The following is a 22,852-nucleotide window of genomic DNA, read 5'->3' as shown; positions in this document are numbered from 1 at the left end:
TTTTTGGTCAGAACGCAGTGATATGACGACACTCCCATCCGGATCAGTAGCTGAGACGCCCCTGCTTCACCAACCATTCCCGCACCAGGAACAAGGCGCTGACGTTACGCGCTTCGCGGAAGTCGGGCTCTTCCAGCAGTGCCAGCATATTGTCCAGCGGCCAGCGCAGCTGCGGCAGCGGTTCGGGTTCATCCCCTTCCAGTTTTTCCGGATAGAGGCCTTCGGCCACCACAATATTCATCTGGCTGGAAAAATAGGAAGGGGCCATGGTGAGCTTGCCCAGCTGTTCCAGCTGATGCGCCCCAAAGCCTGCCTCTTCTTTCAGCTCGCGATTCGCCGCTTCAAACGGCGTTTCACCCGGATCGATCAGCCCCTTGGGGAAACCAAGTTCATAGCTTTCCAGGCCCACCGCATACTCCTGAATCAGGATCAGGTGATTGTCGATAATGGGCACAATCATCACGGCTTCACGGTCAGTGGGACGCATCCGCTCGTAGACACGCCGGGCACCGTTGCTGAAGGCCAGATCAACGGCTTCCACGGTAAACAACCGCGAGCGGGCAACGGCCTCAACGTTAAGAATTTCAGGTTTCTGTAATTGTCTGGTCATAAGGGCCCCAGGAATAAGCCGAAGATAAGCGCCATCGTTCGTTCAGGAATGAACGCTGACCGTATTAACACTATTGTGCGGTAGCCGCATCAGGAAGCCAATCATCGCACGGATCATTTTGCTTATTTATAACAAATCATTGTTAATATGAGGAAAATCTTTTAATGAAAGTCAATCTTAGCTGTGGCAAATAGGATTATACCGATTCTTAATCATGCAAATGCCTGGTAAGATTTAAGCAAGGAAAGGCATGCTGTAATTTTAATATTATGATTTTTATTAATTTTTGTGTTTTAAACGCTGACTGTCAGCACGATCTTAACCCGCCCTTATTGGGTTAGATATGACCGAAGCCTTACACCAGAACCGTAACAGGAGCACTGTGGCAGGAATAAGGGGAGCATGAGCACACTCGTTAGCATCTTGCTTGCAACGCTGGCCTGCTCAGTCGTAGCGGGTGGTGTATTGTGGTATGCACTACGCCGCCGTTCACCGCTGGCTAAGCCCGTGCCATTTTTGAGCCCCCCTCAACGTAAGCTGAGCGACGAAGAGCGCGCGGCCGTTGAACGCTACCTGTCATCCCTGGCCCGCAGCCGTGCCGCAATTTTGCCTACCGGTGCCAGCAGCACTCAGGAAGAGCTGGTGCTGACTTCACAAAGCAATAATGTCTATCCCGTGACCCGCGCTATCACGCGCTACGGCCTGTCTACGGATGAACCGCATAAATGGCGCTATTACCTGGATGCGGTCGAGGTTCACCTGCCCCCGCAGTGGGAGCAGTACATCACCGACGAGAACTACGTTGAGTTAATCAAAACGCAGACTGTCCCGCTGGTCATCTCACTGAACGGCCATGTGATGACGGAGTACAACTGGGATGCCCCCGTCTTAGCCCCGGTACCGCGAAGCACTGCGCAGAATGCCTCGATCCGTAAAGCGGAAAGCGAGCAGATTGAGTTACTCAGCGTCCGCAAAGAAAGCCCGGAAGAGTACGCATTAAGCCGCCCGGAAGGCACACGGGAAGCGCTGGTGATTGGCACGGCTCTGCTGCTGTTCTTCTTTAGCCTGATCAGCCCCGTTATGCTGACGCCGTGGCTGGTTCTGGCCGGTATCACCATGACGCTGGTGAGCGGCTGGTTCCTGTACCGCCGCCCGACGGACAGCGATCTGCGCGAAATACACTGCCTGAGAGGCGCACCAAAGCGCTGGGGTCTGTTTGGCGAATCGAATCAGGGGCAGGCAAGTAATATCTCGCTGGGCAGTATCGATCTGATTTATCCCGCACACTGGCAGGATTATCTGGCGCACGATCTCGGGCAACCCACTGAAATCGATATCTACCTCAACCGACACGTTGTTCGTCAGGGCCGATTCCTCTCGCTGCAGGATGAAGTGCGTAATTTCCCTCTCCAGCGCTGGCGAAAGAACGTGGTGCTGGCCGGCTGCGCGCTGGTGGTAATGACGCTGCTGATTGCGCTCATCCCCCTCAGCATGCCGCTCAAGCTCAGCATGGCCTGGATTAAAGGCACCGACAGTCTGCAGGTGACCCAGGTTGCCGACCTGGAAAAAACGACGCTGCACGTCGGTGACAGCCTCAAGGTAAAGGGGACCGGCATGTGCTCCATTCCGGCGGCCTATCAGGGTAATCGCAGCTACGCCTTTATGCCATTTGACTGCTCGGCGCTGTACTGGAATAACGCCCCTCCCCTGCCTCTGCCGCAGTCAGATATTATTGATAAAGCGACGGCACTGCTGGACACCACTCGCCAGCAGCTCCATCCACAAACCAATACCGACCCGAAACTGAATCCACAGCTGGCCACGGCGATTCAGAAATCCGGCATGATCCTGCTGGATGATTTTTCGGATATCGTTATAAAAACACAGGATTTATGCAGCCAGAAGCTGGACTGCGTACGTTTAAAAAACGCCCTGGTCAACCTGGGGAACGCCAAAGACTGGACCACGCTGGTGCGTCGCGCCAATTCAGGGGCGCTGAGCGGCATGAACGTACTGCTGCGCCCGGTGAGCGCTGAGGCGCTGGAAAATCTGGTGAATACGGCCACCTCGACATTCTTCTATCGCGAAACGCGGCGCGCGGCGGAAATGCTTAACAGCCCGCCTCCGGGAGGATTTTTGATCTACAGCGATGAAGGCCGTACCCTGGTCAGCCACCCGGCACCGTCCGTTTCCCTGTTTGATTACAATGCGCCCGATCAGTGGCCGGAGCTGCAGCGCCTGGCGGGAATGCTGCTACAAACGCCGTTTACCGCGAACGGTATCGTCACCAATATTTCTACCGATGCGAACGGCACCCGGCATATTGCCCTGCACAGCGAACCGAATTCCATTACCCTCTGGCGCTATCTCGGTACCAGCCTGCTGCTGCTGATTCTGGCTGCAACCCTGACGATAAATCTGCTGCTGGCCCTGCGCCGGATGAACCGCAATCGCATTCGCCTGCAGGAAATCCATCGCTATTACGACACCTGCCTCAATCACTCTCTGGGTAAGATCCACTCCATTCGGCCAATGTTCTGACCCCTGCATCTGTGCTATTTTTAAGGCTGATTATCCCCATATTTTACGTATACCCACCTGCAACTTGAAAGAAACGGGAATGGCCCATACATAAAGGGCTCCCGACAGGAGCAGCGATGAAAGAAAAATCCACAGAAGGGATCAGGCTTGATAAGTGGCTCTGGGCCGCGCGTTTTTATAAAACCCGCGCCGCAGCACGCGAAATGATCGAGGGTGGTAAAGTCCATTACAACGGTCAGCGCAGCAAACCGAGCAAGCTGGTTGAGGTCGCCGCTGAACTGACTCTGCGCCAGGGTAACGATGAACGCACGGTTGTTATTCAGGCCGTCAGCGATAAGCGTGGGCCGGCAGCGGAAGCACAGCTGCTGTACCGCGAAACGGAACAGAGTATCGAAAAACGGGAAAAAGTGGCGCTGGCGCGAAAAATGAACGCGCTCAGCATGCCGCATCCTGACCGGCGACCGGATAAAAAAGAGCGCCGTGATCTGATGAAATTTAAAAATTCTGGCGACGCATGACCCGCCATAACGAGAGAAAAGATATGTCCCAGCAAGACCAAATGCACCGTTACCTGTTTGAAAACCACGCCGTGCGTGGCGAGCTGGTCACCGTATCCCAGACCTGGCGCGATATCATCAGCGGGCACGATTACCCGCAGCCGGTTCAGCAGATCCTGGGTGAGCTGCTGGTGGCAACCAGCCTGCTGACCGCCACGCTGAAGTTTGATGGCGATATCACCGTTCAGCTGCAGGGCGACGGTCCGCTGAATCTGGTCGTGATCAACGGCAATCATCTGCAGGAAATGCGCGGCGTGGCACGAACTCAGGGCGAGATCGCAGAAGGCAGCAGCCTGAAAGAGATGGTCGGCAACGGCTACCTGGTGATCACCATTTCACCGAAAGAGGGTGAGCGCTATCAGGGCGTGGTTGGCCTGGAGGGCGATACCCTTGCCGCCTGCCTGGAAGACTACTTTATGCGTTCTGAGCAGCTGCCAACGCGTCTGTTTATTCGTACCGGTGAGCACGATGGTTTATCCGGCGCGGCAGGGATCCTGCTGCAGGTGCTGCCAGCCCAGGATGCTGGCCTGGATGAGTTCAATCACCTCGCCACCCTGACCGAAACAATTAAAACCGAAGAGCTGCTCGGCCTGCCGGCCAACGAGGTGCTATGGCGTCTGTATCACGAGGAAGAAGTCACCGTTTACGATCCGCAAAACGTGATTTTTAAATGCTCCTGTTCTCGTGAGCGTTGTGGCGAAGTGCTGACCACGCTGGCTGAGGCGGAAGTGAATCAGATCCTGGAAGAAGATGGTCAGATCGATATGCATTGTGACTACTGCGGTACGCATTATGTTTATGATGCCGTAGATATCGCCGCCATTCGCAAGGGTTCGGCTGGCGAAGCGGAACAGGTTCATTGATTAGCAGAGATCTCTGACGTTGTTATTCCGTTTCAACGGTCATCTGAAGGAGCAGTGTTAACTGCTCCCTTTTTTTAATTAAGCACGTTAGTTAGCTAACGCCTGCCGGTAAAGATCTAACACTAAAAAGCAATTCGGGAAGGCTTGCCGCCGGTAATTTCGCCGCAACGGCAACAATGGAGCTGGCTTATAATTAATAAAAATTTTTAAAATCAATTGGTTTTCCCAATCAAAGCAGGGGGTGATGGCTGTATTTACGCGAAATCCAGTCATACCAGGCCTTAATGAAATGATAAAATCTTCATCCAGAAAGCATTCTTTTATTACTACTAATCACCTTTTGATACGCATATTACACCCGTTTAATACAATCTAACGGGTTGTTTTCAGTGATTTATGCTTCGTCTCTCAATTCTGTCTTCTGCCTCTTTCTCTCTCCGCTGGTGAGAGTAAACTGCGCCCGATCGTGATGATCCCGGACCTGCAAAAGGTAACTTGCGGCATATCACGGTGATGGAACAGAAATACACTTACACTCTGAAGTGGTATAAAACCGAGAAAGGAGCAGTAACATGCGCAACGACCTGCCCACGCTGGACCTCGTCGCTTATGGCATCACTGATACGGTAGAAGTGGTTCATAATCCCGATTATGACACGCTGTTTAAGGAAGAAACCCTACCCGGTTTAACCGGTTTCGAACGCGGCACCGTCACTCAGTCTGGTGCCGTCGCCGTGGATACCGGAATTTTTACCGGCCGTTCGCCCAAAGATAAGTATCTGGTTCGCGATGAAACCACGTGCAACACGCTGTGGTGGAGCGATGAAGGAAAAGGGAAAAATGATAACCACCCGCTTTCACCGGAAACCTGGCAATCGCTGAAATCCCTTGTCTCTCGTCAGCTTTCCGGAAAGCGCCTGTTCGTTGTGGATACCTGGTGCGGTGCTAACCCCGACACCCGCCTGAGCGTGCGCTTTATTACTGAAGTTGCCTGGCAGGCTCACTTCGTCAAAAACATGTTCATTCGCCCGGACGCCGAGGGTCTGGCTCACTTTGTACCTGATTTTGTGGTGATGAACGGCGCCAGGTGCACCAACCCTGACTGGCTGAAGCAGGGGCTGAATTCGGAAAATTTTGTTGCCTTCAACCTGACCGAAAAGATGCAGCTGATTGGCGGCACCTGGTACGGCGGTGAAATGAAGAAAGGCCTGTTCTCCATCATGAACTACCTGCTGCCGCTGAAGGGCATTGCCTCGATGCACTGCTCGGCAAACGTGGGTGAACAGGGTGACGTGGCCATATTCTTTGGCCTGTCCGGCACCGGAAAAACCACGCTCTCAACCGACCCACGGCGCAGGCTGATTGGCGATGATGAGCACGGCTGGGATGATGACGGCGTGTTTAACTTCGAAGGGGGCTGCTACGCAAAAACCATCAAGCTGTCCGAGCAGGCCGAACCCGAAATTTACCACGCAATCCGCCGCGATGCGCTGCTGGAGAACGTCGTGGTGCGGGCAGACGGTTCGGTAGACTATGACGACGGCAGCAAAACGGAAAATACCCGCGTTTCTTACCCGATTTACCACATCGACAATATCGCCAAGCCGGTATCAAAAGCGGGCCACGCGAAAAAGGTGATTTTCCTCACCGCCGATGCGTTTGGCGTGCTGCCCCCGGTATCCCGCCTGACGGCCGACCAAACCCAGTACCACTTCCTTTCCGGCTTTACCGCGAAGCTGGCCGGCACCGAACGCGGGATCACCGAGCCGACACCGACCTTCTCTGCCTGCTTCGGAGCCGCCTTCCTGACCCTGCACCCAACGCAGTATGCCGAAGTGCTGGTAAAAAGGATGAAGGCCGCCGGCGCCCAGGCGTGGCTGGTGAATACCGGCTGGAACGGCACGGGTAAACGCATATCGCTGAAGGACACCCGGGCAATTATCAATGCCATTTTAAGCGGCGAAATTGATAAAGCGGATACCCTGACGCTGCCCATCTTCGATCTGGAAATCCCGCTGGCACTGCCGGGTGTGGATGGCAACCTGCTGGATCCCCGTTGTACCTGGGGCAGCGAAGCCGAATGGGAAGTGAAGGCGCGCGATCTGGCGCAGCGGTTTATTGATAACTTTGATAAATTCACCGACACCAAAGCCGGTGAAGCGCTGGTGAAAGCCGGGCCGAAACTGTAACGACGTCAAAGGATGGACCGGTTCAGGTCCATCCACTTCAGTCACTAGCTTCGCTGCGGCGGCAGAGCACCCGTACCGGGAGCGGCAAACGCAGGAAGAGGAAGCCAGGCCCGGACCAACAGCCCGCCTTTTTCACTTCTGCCGATCTCCAAAGCCCCCTGATGAGCATCGATGATACGCTGCACAATCGCCAGCCCCAGCCCCGTTCCGCTGGTACTGCGGGCGCTGTCACCGCGAACAAAGGGCTGGAAAAGATGCTTGAGCTGGTCGGGTTCAATACCCGGGCCATCATCTTCAACCTGGAACCAGGCGCGCTGCAGTTCTCGACCGGAACTGACTTTAATCCAGCCGTTGCCGTAGCGGGCGGCATTGACGACCAGATTAGCGACCGCACGTTTAATGGCCAGCGGGTTGATATCCACCATCAGCTCCACCGGCATCACCGCGCTTTCAATCTCTCTTTCGTAGCCGCTTTCGGCCGCCACGACTTCGCCCAGCACGCCGTTGAGATCGGCGTATTCAAACTGCATCTCCTGCCCGGTGCGCAGATAGTCGATAAACTGTTCGATAATCGCGTTGCACTCTTCGATATCTTTATTGATCGACTCGGCCAGATAGCCGTCCTGCTCCGACATCATTTCCGTTGCCAGACGAATGCGCGTCAGCGGCGTACGCAGATCGTGGCTGACACCCGCCATGAGCAGCGTGCGATCGTCGGCAAGCTGTTTAACCCCCGCCGCCATCTGGTTAAATGCACGCGTGACCGAACGCACTTCAGAAGCACCGTACTCACGCAGCGGCGGTGGAATGACGCCTTTCCCGACCTGCAGCGCCGCATGCTCCAGCTCCACCAGGGGTCGGTTTTGTATTCGGATAAACAGCCAGGCCCCCCCTATCGCCAACAGCATAATCGCCAGCGTATAGCGGAACAGCGGGGAGAAATCACCCTGATGGATTTCCGTTAGCGGCACCCGTACCCAGATATCCGGCGACAGCCAGGTTTTCAGCCAGACAACCGGGGAATTCTTGTTCACCTCGACGCGCACATCGGTCGGCCCCCCCAGCTGCTGCGCCATTTGCTGACTGAGGAACTCGTAATGCTGCGCCCAGCGCAATCCGCTCTCTTCCGCCGCCGCGTTGGTATACAGCGAAATCCCCAGCTCGCGATAGATTTCGCGACGAAACGCCGGCGGGACTTCCAGCTGCGTTCCATCCTCAAGCTGTAACCGGTCCGTCATCAGCATGCGCACTTCATAAGCCAGCACCTTATTGAACTGCTGCAGGCTTGGCAAAATCGCGAAGTTCAGCACGACCAGATAGGTCGTTACCAGGCTGACGAACAGCAGGGTAACGATCAATAGCAGCGTGCGGGCAAATGAACTGCGGGGAGAGAAGCGGATCCGCCTCATGCTTTACTGCCGTCCGGCACAAATACGTAGCCCAGGCCCCAGACGGTCTGGATATAGCGCGGATGCGCAGGATCTTCTTCCACCATACGGCGCAGGCGTGAGATCTGCACGTCGATGGAACGCTCCATCGCACTGTATTCACGGCCACGGGCCAGATTCATCAGTTTGTCGCGCGACAGCGGCTCACGCGGGTGGCTGACCAGGGCTTTCAGCACCGCGAACTCACCGCTGGTCAGCGGCATCGGTTCATCTTCGCGGAACATTTCACGCGTACCGAGGTTAAGCTTGAATTTACCAAAGGCGATGACCGCTTCTTCCTGCGATGGGGCACCCGGCAGTTCGTTCGCCTGGCGGCGCAGTACGGCACGGATACGAGCCAGCAGCTCGCGCGGGTTGAAAGGTTTTGGAATATAGTCGTCGGCACCGATTTCCAGGCCAACGATACGATCCACTTCTTCCCCTTTCGCCGTGACCATAATGATCGGCATCGGGTTGCTCTGGCTGCGCAGACGGCGGCAGATAGACAGGCCATCTTCACCCGGCAGCATCAGGTCCAGCACCATCAGGTGGAAAGATTCACGGGTCAGCAGGCGGTCCATCTGCTCGGCGTTCGCCACGCTACGCACCTGGAAGCCTTGCTCAGTCAAATAACGCTCCAGCAGCGCACGCAAACGCATGTCGTCATCTACTACCAGAATTTTGTAGTTCTCTTGCATTTCGATACTCCCAAAGGCGCTATTGCCCGAGCTGATATTTTTAAAAAATAAGCCTGAATGTAACAGTCAATAATGGTTTATATTGTAGCCGAAATTGTTACAAAGCATATTAAACAGTAGGTTATCCTTAAAATTCATCGTTAAACGTGCGGCCGATCGCGTCCGCAGATAAAAAAATCCGCAGAACAAACAGCGGGTAAAGCGCTAAATCAGCAGGGGTTAATCTGACCTCTTGCCCCTGCTGAAGGTTTACATTATTCGTCATGATGGCAGGATACCCCTCAACCTTACTGAACAGCATGGGTTAACGATGAAAACCAAACTGATCACCCGCGGCGGCTACGACCTGCTGAAGAAGGAGCTGGATTTTCTGTGGCGCGAGGAGCGGCCAGAAGTCACCAAAAAAGTGACCTGGGCGGCCAGCCTCGGCGACCGCAGCGAAAACGCCGACTACCAGTACAATAAAAAGCGCCTGCGTGAGATCGACCGCCGGGTGCGTTACCTGACCAAGTGTCTGGAGCAGCTACGGATTGTCGACTATTCGCCGCAGCAGGATGGCAAAGTCTTCTTCGGCGCGTGGGTTGAAGTGGAAAACGACGACGGCGACATTAAGCGTTTTCGCATCGTCGGCTATGACGAGATCTTTGGGCGAAATGACTATATTTCCATTGATTCACCCATGGCACGCGCGCTGCTGAAAAAGGAAGTCGGTGATGCCGCCACCGTGCATACCCCGGTAGGTGATGCACTCTGGTACGTCAACGATATCAGCTATCTGGAAGAGTCCTAATTATGTTGCTATCGCGCGGTTCACTGGCATTCCGTCGCCTCAACGTTGGCATTTTACGGCTGCAGTCCGTATAACTGTCCCCTATTTTCTATAGCCAAAAAGTATCCCAATGATGAAAGATTCGCTGAGCCGCATTATTGCTGATGAACTCAAGGCACGAGCAGAACAGGTTGAAGCCGCTGTTCGCCTGCTGGATGAAGGCAATACCGTTCCATTTATTGCCCGCTATCGTAAGGAAGTGACCGGGGGGCTGGATGACACCCAGCTGCGTACGCTGGAAACGCGCCTCGGCTATCTGCGCGAACTGGAAGATCGCCGCCAGTCGATCCTGAAATCCATCGACGATCAGGGCAAGCTCAGCGCTGAACTCGCCGCCGCCATTAACGGCACAATGAGCAAAACCGAGCTGGAAGACCTTTACCTCCCCTACAAACCCAAGCGCCGCACGCGCGGGCAGATCGCCATAGAAGCCGGGCTGGAACCGCTGGCCGATACGCTGTGGCAGACCCCATCGCAGGATCCCGAGCAGCGCGCTGCGGAGTTTGTCGATGCCGACAAAGGCGTCGCCGACGTCAAAGCCGCCCTCGACGGCGCACGTTATATTCTGATGGAGCGCTTTGCCGAAGACGCTTCGCTGCTGGCGAAAGTCCGTGATTACCTGTGGAAAAATGCCCACCTGGTGTCCCGCGTGATCGACGGCAAAGAGGAGGAAGGCGCCAAGTTCCGCGACTACTTCGATCATCATGAGGCGCTGGCCACCGTGCCTTCCCACCGCGCGCTGGCGATGTTCCGCGGCCGTAACGAAGGCATCCTGCAGCTGTCGCTCAACCCCGATCCGCAGTTCGATGAACCGCCGCGAGAAAGCCACGGCGAGCAGATCGTTACCGATCATCTTGGCCTGCGCCTGAACAACGCGCCTGCGGATGCCTGGCGTAAAGCCGTGGTCAGCTGGACCTGGCGTATCAAGGTGCTGCTGCACCTGGAAACCGAGCTGATGGGTACGGTACGTGAGCGAGCGGAAGAAGAAGCCATCAACGTTTTCGCCCGCAACCTGCACGATCTGCTGATGGCGGCCCCGGCGGGCATGCGCGCCACCATGGGCCTCGACCCGGGCCTGCGCACCGGCGTGAAAGTGGCGGTGGTTGACGCCACCGGCAAGCTGGTTGCCACCGATACCATTTATCCGCATACCGGCCAGGCCGCCAAAGCCGCCGCTGCTGTTGCCGCACTGTGCGCCAGGCACCAGGTGGAGCTGACCGCCATCGGTAACGGTACCGCCTCCCGAGAAACCGAGCGCTTCTACCTGGACCTGCAGAAGCAGTTCCCACAGGTACACGGCCAGAAAGTGATCGTCAGCGAAGCCGGTGCATCCGTCTACTCGGCATCCGAGCTGGCCGCGCTGGAGTTCCCGGACCTGGATGTATCGATCCGTGGCGCGGTTTCCATTGCCCGTCGCCTGCAGGATCCGCTCTCCGAGCTGGTGAAAATCGACCCGAAATCCATCGGCGTGGGCCAGTATCAGCATGACGTCAGCCAGAGCCAGCTGGCGAAAAAGCTGGATGCGGTCGTGGAAGACTGCGTTAACGGCGTCGGCGTGGATCTGAATACCGCCTCGGTGCCGCTGCTGACCCGCGTGGCGGGCCTGAGCAAAATGATCGCCCAGAATATTGTTAACTGGCGCGATGAAAACGGCCGCTTCCAGAACCGCCAGCAGCTGCTGAAGGTCAGTCGCCTGGGGCCGAAAGCGTTTGAGCAGTGCGCCGGCTTCCTGCGCATCAGCCAGGGGGATAACCCGCTGGACGCGTCGACCGTTCACCCGGAAGCCTATCCGGTAGTGGAGCGTATTCTGTCGTCAACCGGACAGTCGCTGAGCGACCTGATGGGCAACCCGGCCGAGCTGCGCAACCTGAAGGCCGTGGATTTCACCGATGAACGGTTCGGTGTGCCTACCGTCAGCGACATCATCAAAGAGCTGGAAAAACCAGGCCGCGATCCGCGCCCTGAGTTTAAAACCGCGCAGTTTGCCGAAGGCGTGGATACCCTGAACGATCTGCTGCCGGGCATGGTACTGGAAGGCTCCGTCACAAACGTTACCAACTTTGGTGCCTTCGTCGATATCGGCGTACATCAGGATGGCCTGGTACACATCTCCTCCCTGTCGGACAAATTTGTCGACGATCCGCACAAAGTGGTGAAAGCCGGGGATATCGTCAAAGTGAAGGTGATGGAAGTGGATCTGCAGCGTAAGCGCATCGCGCTGACGATGCGTCTTGACGAACAGCCGGGTGAAACCAGCGCCCGTCGCGGCGGCGGTAACAGCGGCAGCAGCGGCAAAAACCGGGAAAATTCCCGCCCGGCCAAAGGGGCTAACCGCCCTGCCGCATCGTCCGCCGGCAACAGCGCCATGGGCGACGCGCTGGCTGCGGCATTCGGTAAAAAACGCTAGTTCTGCACGGGCGGATCGGCCGATCCGCCCGCTTTGCCACGATCTCTCCCCCCTGCCAGTGTCAACATTGCGCCATATCAATACCAGCGATAATCACTCTCATTAAAATTCGCATTGGTTGATTATCACTCATTTTTTTTTCGCGGTGGGCACAGGCCATGCAACTGATACCGAAACAGCGTTATCGTATCCTTCGTTTTTCTCCGGAGGTCAGTCCGGTTTTTCGTCAGAAACTGATGGCCCTGGGATTACTTCCCGGCTCAACCTTTGAGCTGATTCGCGTGGCACCGCTTGGCGATCCGCTGCAGATCAAAACGCCACGGATCAGCCTGATGCTGCGTAAAAAAGATCTCGCTCTGCTGCAGCTGGAAAACGCCCCCGGGGCTGACGTATGAAAAACTGTACCGTTGCGCTGACCGGTAACCCGAACGTGGGTAAAACCACCCTTTTTAATCAGCTGACCGGGTCGCGGCAGCGGGTGGGAAACTGGGCGGGCGTCACCGTTGAGCGTAAAGAGGGGACGTTCACCACCCCACAGCACCAGGTCAGGCTGGTGGATCTCCCGGGTACCTACTCGCTCACTACCCTGTCGGCGCAGGCGTCGCTGGATGAGCAAATTGCCTGCCACTATCTGCTGAGCGGAGAAGCGGATCTGGTGATTAACGTGGTGGATGCCAGCAATCTGGCCCGTAATCTTTATCTCACCACGCAGCTGCTGGAAATGGGCCAGCCCTGCATCGTGGCACTGAATATGCTGGACATCGCGGAGCGTCAGCAGATCAGCATAAACAGCGAGGCCCTTTCCCGGGCGCTGGGCTGTCCGGTAGTACCGTTGGTTTCAACCCGTGGTCACGGCATTGATATCCTGAAACAGGCCATCGACCGTCACGATCGTGCCGTGCCGGATCTGAGCGTTGACTACCCGCCGGAGTTGCAGAACGCGGTGGCCCAGCTGGTCGCCGCACAGCCACACGCCATGGCGCAGAAAAAAAAGCGCTGGCTGGCGCTGCAAATGCTGGAGGGCGATATCTGGAGCCAGCAGCAGGCCGGAGACGCTGCCGCGCTGCTGACCGCCCTCCACCAGCAAACCGGTGATGCCGCCGCTCAGGCTATCGCCAGCAGCCGCTATCAAAAAATCGATGCACTGTGTCGCGATGCCATGTTTCACGGCAGAACCGGCACCAGCTTTTCCATGCGGCTCGACCAGCTGGTGATGAACCGTTGGCTGGGACTGCCGATATTTTTCCTGGTGATGTATCTGATGTTTTTCCTGGCGATCAACCTGGGCGGCGCGCTACAGCCGCTATTTGACCTGGGTTCAGCCGCTATTTTTATTCAGGGTACCCAGTGGCTGGGTGCCGGCCTGCATTTTCCGGCCTGGCTGACGCTGTTCCTCGCCCAGGGGATCGGGGGCGGAATCAACACGGTGATGCCGCTGGTGCCGCAGATCGGCATGATGTTTCTGTTCCTGTCGCTGCTGGAAGACTCCGGCTACATGGCGCGCGCCGCTTTTGTGATGGATCGCCTGATGCAGGCGCTGGGGCTGCCGGGCAAATCCTTTGTGCCGCTGATTGTCGGCTTTGGCTGCAATGTGCCTTCGGTGATGGGCGCCCGCACGCTGGATGCCCCGCGCGAACGACTGATCACCGTGCTGATGGCTCCGTTTATCTCCTGCGGCGCGCGGCTGGCCATTTTTGCCGTTTTCGCCGCCGCCTTTTTCGGTCAGCACGGCGCGATGGTGGTCTTCAGCCTCTACGTGCTCGGAATTGTGGTCGCCATCCTCACCGGGCTGGTGCTCAAACACACGCTGATGCGTGGGACCGCCAGCCCGTTCGTGATGGAGCTGCCGGTCTGGCATATTCCACATCTGAAAAGCCTGCTGATGCAAAGCTGGCAGCGCCTGCGTGGCTTCCTGCTGCGGGCGGGCAAAGTGATCGTGCTGGTCAGCATGGTCATTGGCGCGCTGAACAGCTTCTCTCTAAGTGGTAAACCGGTCAGCGATCTGAACCAGTCGGCGCTCGCCAGCGTCAGCCGCACGCTGACGCCGCTGCTTTCCCCCATCGGCATCACCGACGATAACTGGCAGGCCACCGTCGGCCTGCTGACCGGCGCGATGGCGAAGGAGGTGGTGGTCGGCACGCTGAATACGCTGTACACCGCCGAAGCCATCCAGCAGCAGCCGTTTGATGCGGCGAAGTTCAGCCTGATCGACGCGCTGCAGGAGGCGTTTGCCGAAACCTGGCAGGGCATTAAAGGCGCATTCAGCCTCAGCGTCCTCTCGAATCCGATTGAAGCCAGCAAAGGCGATGCGGAAATGGCCGGCGGCGCCATGGGCACCATGCACAGCAAATTTGTCAGTGATGCCGCGGCCTACAGCTATCTGATTTTTGTGCTGCTGTATGTACCGTGCGTCTCGGTGATGGGCGCGATCGCCCGTGAAAGCAGCCATCGCTGGATGCTGTTTTCAATATTCTGGGGGCTGGATCTGGCCTGGTCGCTGGCCGCCCTGTTTTATCAGCTGGCCAGCTTCCGCCAGCATCCGGGCAGCAGCAGCCTGATTATTGCTGTCGTGGTGTTGGTCAATATCGTGGTGCTAACGATGCTGCGCAGGATCAAGCTTAAACCGGTGACGATCCCAATAAAAAATATCACTCACGCCTGCCAGCACTGCGACCAGGGTAAAAACTGCCACTGATACTCGTCGATCGGGCCGAAGAAGTTGCGAATCTGATACCAGAGTCTACAGTGAAAAATAACGCCTGAACTCTTCGCCTGCGGTGGTCCGTTCACGACACATGGATATCATCAGTAGCTTAATCGATCGCATCTATGACGCTTCCTTTCCCCCCACCGCGCTGGCGCGGCTGCGCGCGCTGATTGACGACACGCGAGCGCGCATCCGCTATCAGCGCAAGCCGCACTGGGATGAGAAAGACGTGGTGCTGATAACCTATGCCGATCAGTTCCATGAGGACGGTATCGCCACGTTAACCACCTTTACCCGCTTCTATCAGCAGCATCTGCAAACCACCTTTAATCTGGTGCATCTGCTGCCGTTTTTCCCCTGGTCTTCGGACGATGGTTTTTCCGTGATTGACTATCACCGCATCGATGAACACTGCGGCGACTGGCAGGATATTGCCCAGCTTCATCAGCATACCCGGCTGATGTTTGATTTTGTCTGCAACCACATGTCTGCGGAGAGCCGCTGGTTCAAAGGCTATCTGGCCCAGGATCCGCGCTGGGATGACTTCTTTATCAGCATGCCGCCCGCCACCGATCTGAGCGCGGTTACCCGCCCGCGCACCTCTCCGCTGCTGACGCCGTTTACCCTGGCCGATGGCGAGACGCGCTTCGTCTGGACCACCTTCAGCGCCGATCAGATCGATCTGAACTTCGCTAACCCGGAGGTACTGATCGACATGATGACCGTGCTGCTGGATTACCTTGAAAAAGGCGCGGACTACGTGCGGCTGGATGCGGTTGGCTATATGTGGAAAACCCCGGGGACTTCCTGCATTCATCTGGAGAAAACCCACCAGCTGGTCAAACTGATGCGCGCCGTGGCCGATGAGGTGGCACCGGGCACGGTGATCCTGACGGAAACCAACGTGCCGCACAAAGACAACATCAGCTACTTCGGCAGCGGGGCCGACGAAGCGCAGATGGTTTACCAGTTCTCGCTGCCGCCGCTGGTGCTGCACGCCATCCATTACGGATCGTCCCGCGCCCTGCGGCAGTGGGCCGCATCGCTCGATGCCAGCGTCGGCAGCACCACCTTTTTTAACTTTCTTGCTTCTCATGACGGCATCGGCCTGAATCCGCTGCGCGGCATTCTGCCGGAAACCGAGATCGTCTCGCTGGTGCGCGATCTGGCGAATGAAGGCGCACTGATCTCCTACAAGAACAATCCTGATGGCACCACCAGCCCTTATGAAATTAACGTCACCTATATGGACGCGTTAAATAAAAAGGACGATGACGACGCCACTCGCCTGCGGCGCTTTATGCTGGCGCATGCGCTGCTGCTGGCGTTTCCCGGCGTGCCAGCCGTTTATGTACAAAGCCTGCTGGGTTCGCGCAACGATGTCGATGGCGTCAGACGGGCGGGATATAACCGGGCGATTAACCGCGAGAAATACCCCCTTGAGGCGATTGAATCGCTGCTGGCAGATCCCACTACGCTGCGTTCTCAGGTGTTTAAGGCAATGCGTGAACTCATTCAGATACGTCAGCGGCAGCCCGCCTTCCATCCCGATAATGCGCTGAGGATCCTGGAAAGCGAAAACACCCTGCTGGTGATGATGCGCGAAGCGCCAAATGCTGGCGATACCCTGCTGTGCATCTACAACCTGAGTGAAAAGGCGGTGAGCTATTCGCTACCGGAAGAGAAGAGATATCGCGATGTGATAAGCGGGGAAGCGGTGAACAAAGCGGGACCGCTTAATCTGGCCCCGTGGGACTATTACTGGCTGCAGGCGGAATGATCCGCCTCAGTTCCGCTTATTTATACACTTCCGCTTCTGCCAGCGTACGGCCGCGCTCTTCTGCTGCGATAATCACGTAGTAACGGCCGCCCAGTTTATCCGCCTTGGCAGACAGATCGGCTTTGGCGTCCATGGGCGCATTGGTACCGGTTGTGGTAATCACGCCAATCTTATCCAGATTCATATCCTGAACCTGCTGACGGCTGATTTCTTTGGCCGCTGAAGCGTTAAACGCCAGGGTCGCGGTAAACAGTAAGGCAGTAACTGAAATAATTTTTTTCATGAGTTGTCCTCTCCATAGGCTATCTGTATCCGGTTGTTCCGGCAGCGTAAGTCGAACCACGCTGCCGACTTCATTATTAACCGGATCTGACAGACAAACCAACCGCAGAAGCAACGATATTAGGTGCAAAAAGTGGCATTTTTTCTGTCGCCGTCGGCACTTCTTCACCCTTCGCAGCCCGATAATCCCTGCCGATACGCGATCCCGTCAGCCCCCACGAAACACGGCCGGATAATCGACGGTATTATTTCGTAAATTCAATGATATGTTCACAGAACGCGTCCGGGTGCGAGATAAACGGCGCGTGCGCGGCTTTTTCCATTATCAGGCTGGCGCTGGCCGGCCACAGCGCATCCAGCAGTGCGGCAACCTTACGAGGCACCAGGCCATCAAGGGCACCGTACAGGCGCAGCATCGGCAGATTCAGTGAAATCAGGTCCGTTCTCAAATCAACCTCTCTGAGGATCTCCAGCCCCGCATTCAGTACCTCAACCGACGGCATGGGGTGATCCAGCACCACGCTTTTTAGCGTGCGGGCATCCTGGCGGGCGCTTTCCGTACCCAGCGTTTGCAGCGCAAGAAAACGCTCGACGGTGCGCTGGAAATTCTCACTCAGCTGCTGCTGGAAGCCGCTCAGCGTCTCCGGCCGAATGCCCGGCCACGCCTCCGCTGCGCTAAAGCGCGGTGAAGATGCCACGGTAATCAACGCATCTACCCGGTCGGGATGCTGCAGCGCCAGCCTGCTGGCAATCAGCCCGCCCAGCGACCAGCCGAGCCAGACCGCCTTCTCGGGGGCCTGTGGCAGTAGCGATGCCACCATCTCGTCCAGCGACATGGCCGGAAATCCCTGGCTGCGGCCGTAGCCCGGCAGATCGACAAGGTGCAGGCAAAAATGCGCGCTGAGTCGATCGCGGATGCAATGCCACACGCTGGCATTCAGCCCCCATCCGTGCAGCAGCACAAGATGGCGATCGCCCTGGCCAGAAGTCTCCCAGTAAAGCGGCTTCATAGGTTATGGTCCTGTTTTTACGTCATTGAGGCGATCATGCTACCAATCCCAGCCGCCTGTTGGCTATGCCAGATGCCGCTCAGCCTGGCATGCCACGGCGTGTGCAGCCTCTGCCTGCGCCAGCTCATGCAGCAAAATCCAGCCTGCCCGCGCTGCGGGCTGGCCAGCGGTCATTCATCCCGTCCCTGCGGGCGCTGCCTGCTGCGTCCGCCGCTCTGGCAACATCTGCTTTCCGTCACGCCGTGGCAGCCCCCGCTAAAAACCCTGGTGAACCGGCTGAAATTTTATCGCGCCACCGCACAGGCGGTGATGCTGGCCCGGCTGATTTTGCTAAGGTGGTTACAGGAACATCGTAGCCGCGCCCTGCCGCGACCTGATTTGTTACTGTGCGTGCCGCTGCATTCCCGCAGGGCCTGGCATCGCGGCTATAATCAGTTAGAGGATATGGCGCAGAAGCTCGCACACTGGACGCGCTGCCGCTATGACCGCCGCGGTCTGCTTCGTATCCGCAAAGGGAAAATTCAGCACCGCCTGAACGCGCTGGCCCGCCGCCGCAACCTTCGCGGTGCATTTCGGGTAACCGCGGATGTGCGTGGCCGTCATGTGGCCCTGCTGGATGATGTGGTCACCACCGGCAGCACCGTTGCCGAAATCAGCCGTATGCTGCTGGCCGCCGGGGCCGCCAGCGTACAGATATGGTGCCTGTGCCGAACCTTGTAGCAGGTCGGAGATGGGCGTATTATAACCAATGAATTTTGTTAACTATTGAGCAATCGCCATGATCGTTATTACTGACTCTGCACAAGAGCACTTTGCAAAACTGCTGTCAAAGCAGGAAGATGGCACCCAGATTCGCGTATTCGTTATTAACCCGGGTACGCCCACCGCCGAGTGCGGCGTCTCCTACTGCCCGCCCGATGCAGTAGAAGCAACCGACACTGAACTCAAGTTCGAGAAACTGTCGGCATTTGTTGACGAGCTTAGCGCACCGTACCTGGAAGACGCCGAGATCGACTTCGTCACCGATAATCTTGGATCACAGCTGACGCTGAAAGCACCTAACGCCAAAATGCGTAAAGTGAACGAGGATGCGCCTCTGGTTGAGCGCGTCGAATATCTGTTACAGGCGCAGATTAACCCGCAGCTGGCCAGCCACGGCGGTAAAGTATCGCTGATGGAAATCACCGATGAAGGCTTCGCCATCCTGCAGTTTGGCGGCGGCTGTAACGGCTGTTCAATGGTCGACGTCACGCTGAAAGAAGGCATTGAAAAAGAGATGCTGCAGGCCTTCCCTGAGCTGAAAGGCGTGCGCGACCTGACCGAGCACCAGCGCGGCGAGCACTCGTTCTACTGATCGACTGACGCACATCATCGCTTTCCGGGCGGCCCTTGTGGCCGCCTTTTTTATGCGTTCCGCTTTCCATCCCTATCAATTTTCGCTCAAAAAAACTTCGTTATACACAAAGAGCTTAACGTGGGATTAGCGCTGGATCTTTCAGCTTACACGTGTACACTGAAATTTCCTTTCTTAACCCGGGTGACAGCATTGTCTATGAATAATATAAGAGTGGTTATTACCGGAATGGGACTGACAGGCCCACTGGGAAATGGTGTAAGCGGTAGCTGGCAGCGGCTGATTGCCGGTAAGTCCGGCATTTCTGCGCTCCCTGCCGACGCCTACGGTGACACCACCATCCGCGTGGGTGGACAGGTACCTGACGTTAATCAGGATCCTGAACACGGCTTCGACATTGATGCCCTGATCCCACAGAAAGAGCAGCGCAAATCCGACCGCTTCATTCATCTGGCACTGGCCGCTGCCGAAGAGGCGGTGAATCAGGCCGGCCTGCGTAACCTTAGCGAAGCCGCAAAACTGCGGGTGGCCACCATTATCGCTACCGGCATCGGCGGCTTCCACGCCATCGGCAACGCGGTCAAAACCGTGGCGGAAAAAGGCAGTCGTCGCCTTTCGCCCTTCACCATCCCTTCGTTTATTGCCAACCTTGCCGCGTCGCAGGTGGCGATAAAATACGGCTTCAAAGGCATGCTGGGTACGCCGGTTTCCGCCTGTGCCGCCAGCATTCAGAGCATAGGCGATGGCCTGCGCGCCATTCGCTGCGGCGAAGCCGATATCGCCGTGGTCGGCGGCAGCGAATCCTGCATTAACCCGGTTTCGCTGGGCGGTTTCCAGGCCGCACGCGCGCTTTCCACCGCCTGGAACGATCGGCCGGAGCTGGCATCCCGACCGTTTGATTCCGGGCGGGATGGCTTCGTGATGGGTGAAGGCGCTGGCATGCTGGTGCTGGAAGAGCTGGAACACGCCCGCCAGCGCGGCGCCACCATTCTTGGCGAGGTGGTGGGCTACGGCACCACCTCGGATGCTTATCACATTACCGCCGGGCCGGAGGATGGTGAAGGTGCGGCCAGATCGATGCAGCTGGCCCTCGCGCAGGCGAAACTGACGGGGGAGGATCTCGACTATGTTAACGCCCACTCCACCTCCACGCCGGTCGGCGATCTGGCGGAGATTAACGCCCTGCTGAGCGTGCTGGGAAAAGGCGCGAAAACCGCAATATCGTCCACCAAATCGGCAACCGGGCACCTGCTGGGTGCCGCCGGGGCCGTCGGCTCGATCTTCTCCCTGATGGCGATACGCCAGCAGATAGCGCCACCGTCGCTGAATATCGAGCGGCTGGATGACGCCGCGCAGGCACTGAACGTGGTGCAGAATACCGCCCGCCCGATGCCGATCCACACCGCGCTGGTGAATGGATTTGGTTTCGGCGGCGTGAATGCCTCGGTGATTTTTAAAGCCTTTAAAGAGTAATCCGTGGCCGCCTCTGCCACGCTGAGCGGCAGAGGCGGCGATTCAGGCGGTTTTCCCCGCCCTGCGGCGGCGATCGAGATCGCCGATCAGCCGGTTGATCCCCTCATCAGCAAACATCGCCTCCAGGCTGGCACTGAGTTTTCTGCGCCAGTTGGGGTACTGATCGGTGGTGCCGGGCACGTTGACCGGCTTCGCCATATCCAGCCAGTCCTCCGGCTGTAAACCCAGCAGCGCGCTGTTGCTGTCGGCAATATAGCGCTGCATCCCGCGATTCAGCGTGGCGTCCATGTCACGTTTATCCGCCCGTTTTGCATAACGTTTTGGCACACAGCCGAACCGGTGAAGCGCGTCCAGCAGCGCCTGTTTTTGCTTCGCGCGATCGGCAAACAGCCCGCTCAGCACCACTTTATCCGGATACAGGCCCAGCGTTTCCCCCAGCGTTAAATCCCCGACGTTCCAGAATCCGCGCAGGGTCGGCAGATCGTGCGTGGTGGCGCTGGCCATCGACTGCCGCGGCCAGTCGGCCGGTGGCCGCCAGGTATCCTTATCCTGCTGCTCGAAGTACAGCACCTTCCACGAGTAGATCCCGCTGTCGCGCAGCTTACCGACGATTTCCGCCGGAACGGTGCCCAGATCCTCGCCGATTACCATGCACTGATGGCGCTCGCTTTCCAGCGCGAGGATCGCCATCAGATCGTCAACCGGGTAGTAAACGTAGGCGCCGAAGTTGGCCGTCTCGCCATAGGGGATCCACCACAGGCGCAGCAGCGACATCACGTGATCGATACGCAGCGCCCCGCAGCTGGCCATATTGGCCCGCAGCAGATCGATAAAGGGCTGATAGCCGCGCGCCGCCATCACGTGCGGATCCATCGGCGGCAGTCCCCAGTTCTGCCCCAGCGGCCCGAGAATATCCGGCGGTGCACCCACAGATGCCTTCAGGCAGTACAGCTCGCGATCGCACCAGGTTTCCGAGCCGCCTTCGGCGACGCCAACGGCGAGGTCGCGATAAAGCCCGATGGGCATGCCCTGCTGCTGGCTGAACTGCCAGCATTCATCAAACTGACGGTGCGCCAGCCACTGCAGCCACAGCCAGAAGCGCACCTCATCCTCGTGGCGCCGGCAGAACTGCTGCACCGCATCGCTGTCGCCGTGCTGCCAGGCCTCCGGCCACACCGGCCAGCCCCAGCGGCTGGCATCCTCTTTCAGCATATAAGCGTGAAGGGCATCGTAGGCCGCCTGGTTAAACAGGCTTTCCCCGCCGCAGGTAATAAACTGCTCAAACTCCAGCCGCATTCTGTCGTCGGGCAGCCGGCTGCTGAAGTGCTGCCACGCGTAGCGCAGCCCCTGAATTTTTAGTGCACCCACCGGGCCATAGTCCACCCAGTCGGCCTCACGCACCGCGGCCAGCGTGGCCTGCGTCTCACTCAGCTGCCACCAGCGCTGCGCCTCTTCGCTCTGCTGGAAATCTTCCACGGCGCCCACGTCGATGTACATCACATTGAGCCAGCGGCGCGATGACGGGCTGTACGGGCTGGCATTTTCCGGCGCGGCCGGATACAGGGCATGAACGGGGTTCAGGCCGATAAATGCCCCGCCGCGCTGCGCCACTTCGCCGACCATCCGCTTCAGATCGCCGAAATCCCCCATCCCCCAGTTCTGCTCAGAGCGCAGGGTATAAAGCTGCACGCAGGATCCCCACAGCTTCTCGCCCTGCTTCAGGGCAGCAGGTTCATAACAACGCTTCGGCGCGATAATCACCCGGCACAGCCACTGCTTTTTTCCCTGGCTGAGCAGCAGTTGATGGTAGCCGTTCGGCAGGCGGGGCGGCAGCAACAGCGTCGCCCCCGCCGAGACCTGCCCGTGAAACTCTTTGCCCTTTTCGGTGTGCAGATGCCACTGGTACTCGCCGCTGCCGCCAATGCTTAACCGCTGCTCACGCCTGTTGAGCAGCACTTTGCACGGCGGCAGCGGCACGCGTTCGGCTTTTGGCACCTCGTGCATCGCCGCCAGCAGTTTTTGCCGCGTCGCCAGCGGAATGACTTCCGGCTCGCCCCTGGCGTTGATGTACTCCGCCGCGATACCCGCAGCGGCGGCGGCCTGTTCAAATTGCTGATTATCCATA

General features: G+C 57.6%; 18 protein-coding genes. 12 read left to right on the top strand and 6 right to left on the bottom strand.

Features of this window, described 5'->3' with window-relative positions:
• Nucleotides 1-43: 43 nt before the first annotated feature.
• Nucleotides 44-610, bottom strand: coding sequence for an ADP compounds hydrolase NudE (nudE, locus tag PGH32_RS20935; RefSeq protein WP_314425181.1), 567 nt, complete (start codon nt 608-610; stop codon nt 44-46).
• Nucleotides 611-1,012: 402 nt separating this feature from the next.
• On the opposite strand from nudE, the gene PGH32_RS20930 reads away from it, so the two are divergent.
• From PGH32_RS20930 to pckA, 4 genes are all read left to right on the top strand, one after another.
• Nucleotides 1,013-3,151, top strand: a complete 2,139-nt coding sequence (locus PGH32_RS20930) for an intracellular growth attenuator family protein (protein ID WP_314425180.1) — start codon at nt 1,013-1,015, stop codon at nt 3,149-3,151.
• 116 nt (nt 3,152-3,267) lie between these two features.
• Nucleotides 3,268-3,669 (top strand): ribosome-associated heat shock protein Hsp15, encoded by a 402-nt coding sequence (hslR, locus tag PGH32_RS20925; protein WP_337895005.1) that lies wholly within the window; start codon nt 3,268-3,270, stop codon nt 3,667-3,669.
• A 23-nt stretch (nt 3,670-3,692) separates the two neighbouring features.
• Nucleotides 3,693-4,571 carry an Hsp33 family molecular chaperone HslO gene (gene hslO, locus PGH32_RS20920; protein ID WP_314425176.1) on the top strand — a complete coding sequence of 293 codons (879 nt, stop codon included), beginning with the start codon at nt 3,693-3,695 and terminating at the stop codon, nt 4,569-4,571.
• Between the two features lie 572 nt (nt 4,572-5,143).
• Nucleotides 5,144-6,760 (top strand): phosphoenolpyruvate carboxykinase (ATP), encoded by a 1,617-nt coding sequence (gene pckA / locus PGH32_RS20915; protein ID WP_337895004.1) that lies wholly within the window; start codon nt 5,144-5,146, stop codon nt 6,758-6,760.
• Between the two features lie 44 nt (nt 6,761-6,804).
• On the opposite strand, the gene envZ is transcribed toward pckA, so the two are convergent.
• The gene (gene envZ, locus PGH32_RS20910) at nt 6,805-8,169 is read right to left on the bottom strand and encodes a two-component system sensor histidine kinase EnvZ (RefSeq protein WP_314425171.1); all 1,365 of its coding nucleotides are present in this window, start codon (nt 8,167-8,169) and stop codon (nt 6,805-6,807) included.
• On the bottom strand, nt 8,166-8,885 hold the full coding sequence (gene ompR / locus PGH32_RS20905; protein WP_001157751.1) for an osmolarity response regulator transcription factor OmpR: 720 nt from the start codon (nt 8,883-8,885) through the stop codon (nt 8,166-8,168). Before ompR ends, envZ begins: the two co-directional genes overlap by 4 nt.
• A 310-nt stretch (nt 8,886-9,195) precedes the next feature.
• Between ompR and greB the strand changes: the two genes are divergently transcribed.
• From greB to PGH32_RS20880, 5 genes are all read left to right on the top strand, one after another.
• Nucleotides 9,196-9,675, top strand: coding sequence for a transcription elongation factor GreB (gene greB / locus PGH32_RS20900; protein WP_314425160.1), 480 nt, complete (start codon nt 9,196-9,198; stop codon nt 9,673-9,675).
• A gap of 109 nt (nt 9,676-9,784) precedes the next feature.
• Nucleotides 9,785-12,121 (top strand): Tex family protein, encoded by a 2,337-nt coding sequence (locus tag PGH32_RS20895; protein ID WP_337895003.1) that lies wholly within the window; start codon nt 9,785-9,787, stop codon nt 12,119-12,121.
• A 158-nt stretch (nt 12,122-12,279) separates the two neighbouring features.
• The gene (feoA, locus tag PGH32_RS20890; protein WP_337895002.1) at nt 12,280-12,516 is read left to right on the top strand and encodes a ferrous iron transporter A; all 237 of its coding nucleotides are present in this window, start codon (nt 12,280-12,282) and stop codon (nt 12,514-12,516) included.
• The gene (feoB, locus tag PGH32_RS20885; protein ID WP_337895001.1) at nt 12,513-14,816 is read left to right on the top strand and encodes a Fe(2+) transporter permease subunit FeoB; all 2,304 of its coding nucleotides are present in this window, start codon (nt 12,513-12,515) and stop codon (nt 14,814-14,816) included. Before feoA ends, feoB begins: the two co-directional genes overlap by 4 nt.
• 100 nt (nt 14,817-14,916) lie before the next feature.
• Entirely contained in the window at nt 14,917-16,608 is a 1,692-nt protein-coding gene (locus tag PGH32_RS20880; protein WP_337895000.1) for an alpha-amylase family glycosyl hydrolase, read from the top strand.
• Nucleotides 16,609-16,624: 16 nt separating this feature from the next.
• On the opposite strand, the gene PGH32_RS20875 is transcribed toward PGH32_RS20880, so the two are convergent.
• Nucleotides 16,625-16,891 (bottom strand): DUF1471 domain-containing protein, encoded by a 267-nt coding sequence (locus tag PGH32_RS20875; RefSeq protein ID WP_314425151.1) that lies wholly within the window; start codon nt 16,889-16,891, stop codon nt 16,625-16,627.
• Nucleotides 16,892-17,135: 244 nt separating this feature from the next.
• Nucleotides 17,136-17,900 (bottom strand): pimeloyl-ACP methyl ester esterase BioH, encoded by a 765-nt coding sequence (gene bioH / locus PGH32_RS20870; protein WP_337894999.1) that lies wholly within the window; start codon nt 17,898-17,900, stop codon nt 17,136-17,138.
• A 36-nt stretch (nt 17,901-17,936) separates the two neighbouring features.
• Here bioH and gntX point away from each other — a divergent pair, with 36 nt between their 5' ends.
• The 3 genes from gntX (at nt 17,937) to fabF (ending at nt 20,727) form a co-directional block, all read left to right on the top strand.
• Entirely contained in the window at nt 17,937-18,620 is a 684-nt protein-coding gene (gntX, locus tag PGH32_RS20865) for a DNA utilization protein GntX (protein ID WP_337894998.1), read from the top strand.
• A 58-nt stretch (nt 18,621-18,678) separates the two neighbouring features.
• A complete protein-coding gene (nfuA, locus tag PGH32_RS20860) occupies nt 18,679-19,254 on the top strand; it encodes a Fe-S biogenesis protein NfuA (RefSeq protein WP_314425145.1) in 576 nt (191 codons plus the stop codon).
• 198 nt (nt 19,255-19,452) lie between these two features.
• Nucleotides 19,453-20,727 (top strand): beta-ketoacyl-ACP synthase II, encoded by a 1,275-nt coding sequence (gene fabF / locus PGH32_RS20855; protein ID WP_337894997.1) that lies wholly within the window; start codon nt 19,453-19,455, stop codon nt 20,725-20,727.
• A 42-nt stretch (nt 20,728-20,769) separates the two neighbouring features.
• Here the strand turns inward: fabF and malQ are convergent, their stop codons facing one another.
• On the bottom strand, nt 20,770-22,851 hold the full coding sequence (malQ, locus tag PGH32_RS20850) for a 4-alpha-glucanotransferase (RefSeq protein ID WP_337894996.1): 2,082 nt from the start codon (nt 22,849-22,851) through the stop codon (nt 20,770-20,772).
• Nucleotide 22,852 lies beyond the last annotated feature (1 nt).

Origin of the sequence: Erwinia sp. SLM-02, assembly GCF_037450285.1 — a bacterium.
Lineage (GTDB): Bacteria > Pseudomonadota > Gammaproteobacteria > Enterobacterales > Enterobacteriaceae > Erwinia.
This window is presented reverse-complemented; position numbering and strand designations above follow the sequence as displayed.

Excerpts from the sequence above, each read along its gene's own strand:
- gntX (WP_337894998.1), top strand. The coding sequence starts at position 17,937 with ATGCTACCAATCCCAGCCGCCTGTTGGCTATGCCAGATGCCGCTCAGC.
- greB (WP_314425160.1), top strand. The coding sequence starts at position 9,196 with ATGAAAACCAAACTGATCACCCGCGGCGGCTACGACCTGCTGAAGAAG.
- PGH32_RS20880 (WP_337895000.1), top strand. The coding sequence starts at position 14,917 with ATGGATATCATCAGTAGCTTAATCGATCGCATCTATGACGCTTCCTTT.
- bioH (WP_337894999.1), bottom strand. The coding sequence starts at position 17,900 with ATGAAGCCGCTTTACTGGGAGACTTCTGGCCAGGGCGATCGCCATCTT.
- fabF (WP_337894997.1), top strand. The coding sequence starts at position 19,453 with ATGAATAATATAAGAGTGGTTATTACCGGAATGGGACTGACAGGCCCA.
- hslO (WP_314425176.1), top strand. The coding sequence starts at position 3,693 with ATGTCCCAGCAAGACCAAATGCACCGTTACCTGTTTGAAAACCACGCC.
- feoA (WP_337895002.1), top strand. The coding sequence starts at position 12,280 with ATGCAACTGATACCGAAACAGCGTTATCGTATCCTTCGTTTTTCTCCG.
- hslR (WP_337895005.1), top strand. The coding sequence starts at position 3,268 with ATGAAAGAAAAATCCACAGAAGGGATCAGGCTTGATAAGTGGCTCTGG.
- envZ (WP_314425171.1), bottom strand. The coding sequence starts at position 8,169 with ATGAGGCGGATCCGCTTCTCTCCCCGCAGTTCATTTGCCCGCACGCTG.
- PGH32_RS20875 (WP_314425151.1), bottom strand. The coding sequence starts at position 16,891 with ATGAAAAAAATTATTTCAGTTACTGCCTTACTGTTTACCGCGACCCTG.
- ompR (WP_001157751.1), bottom strand. The coding sequence starts at position 8,885 with ATGCAAGAGAACTACAAAATTCTGGTAGTAGATGACGACATGCGTTTG.
- feoB (WP_337895001.1), top strand. The coding sequence starts at position 12,513 with ATGAAAAACTGTACCGTTGCGCTGACCGGTAACCCGAACGTGGGTAAA.
- malQ (WP_337894996.1), bottom strand. The coding sequence starts at position 22,851 with ATGGATAATCAGCAATTTGAACAGGCCGCCGCCGCTGCGGGTATCGCG.
- nfuA (WP_314425145.1), top strand. The coding sequence starts at position 18,679 with ATGATCGTTATTACTGACTCTGCACAAGAGCACTTTGCAAAACTGCTG.
- PGH32_RS20895 (WP_337895003.1), top strand. The coding sequence starts at position 9,785 with ATGATGAAAGATTCGCTGAGCCGCATTATTGCTGATGAACTCAAGGCA.
- pckA (WP_337895004.1), top strand. The coding sequence starts at position 5,144 with ATGCGCAACGACCTGCCCACGCTGGACCTCGTCGCTTATGGCATCACT.
- nudE (WP_314425181.1), bottom strand. The coding sequence starts at position 610 with ATGACCAGACAATTACAGAAACCTGAAATTCTTAACGTTGAGGCCGTT.
- PGH32_RS20930 (WP_314425180.1), top strand. The coding sequence starts at position 1,013 with ATGAGCACACTCGTTAGCATCTTGCTTGCAACGCTGGCCTGCTCAGTC.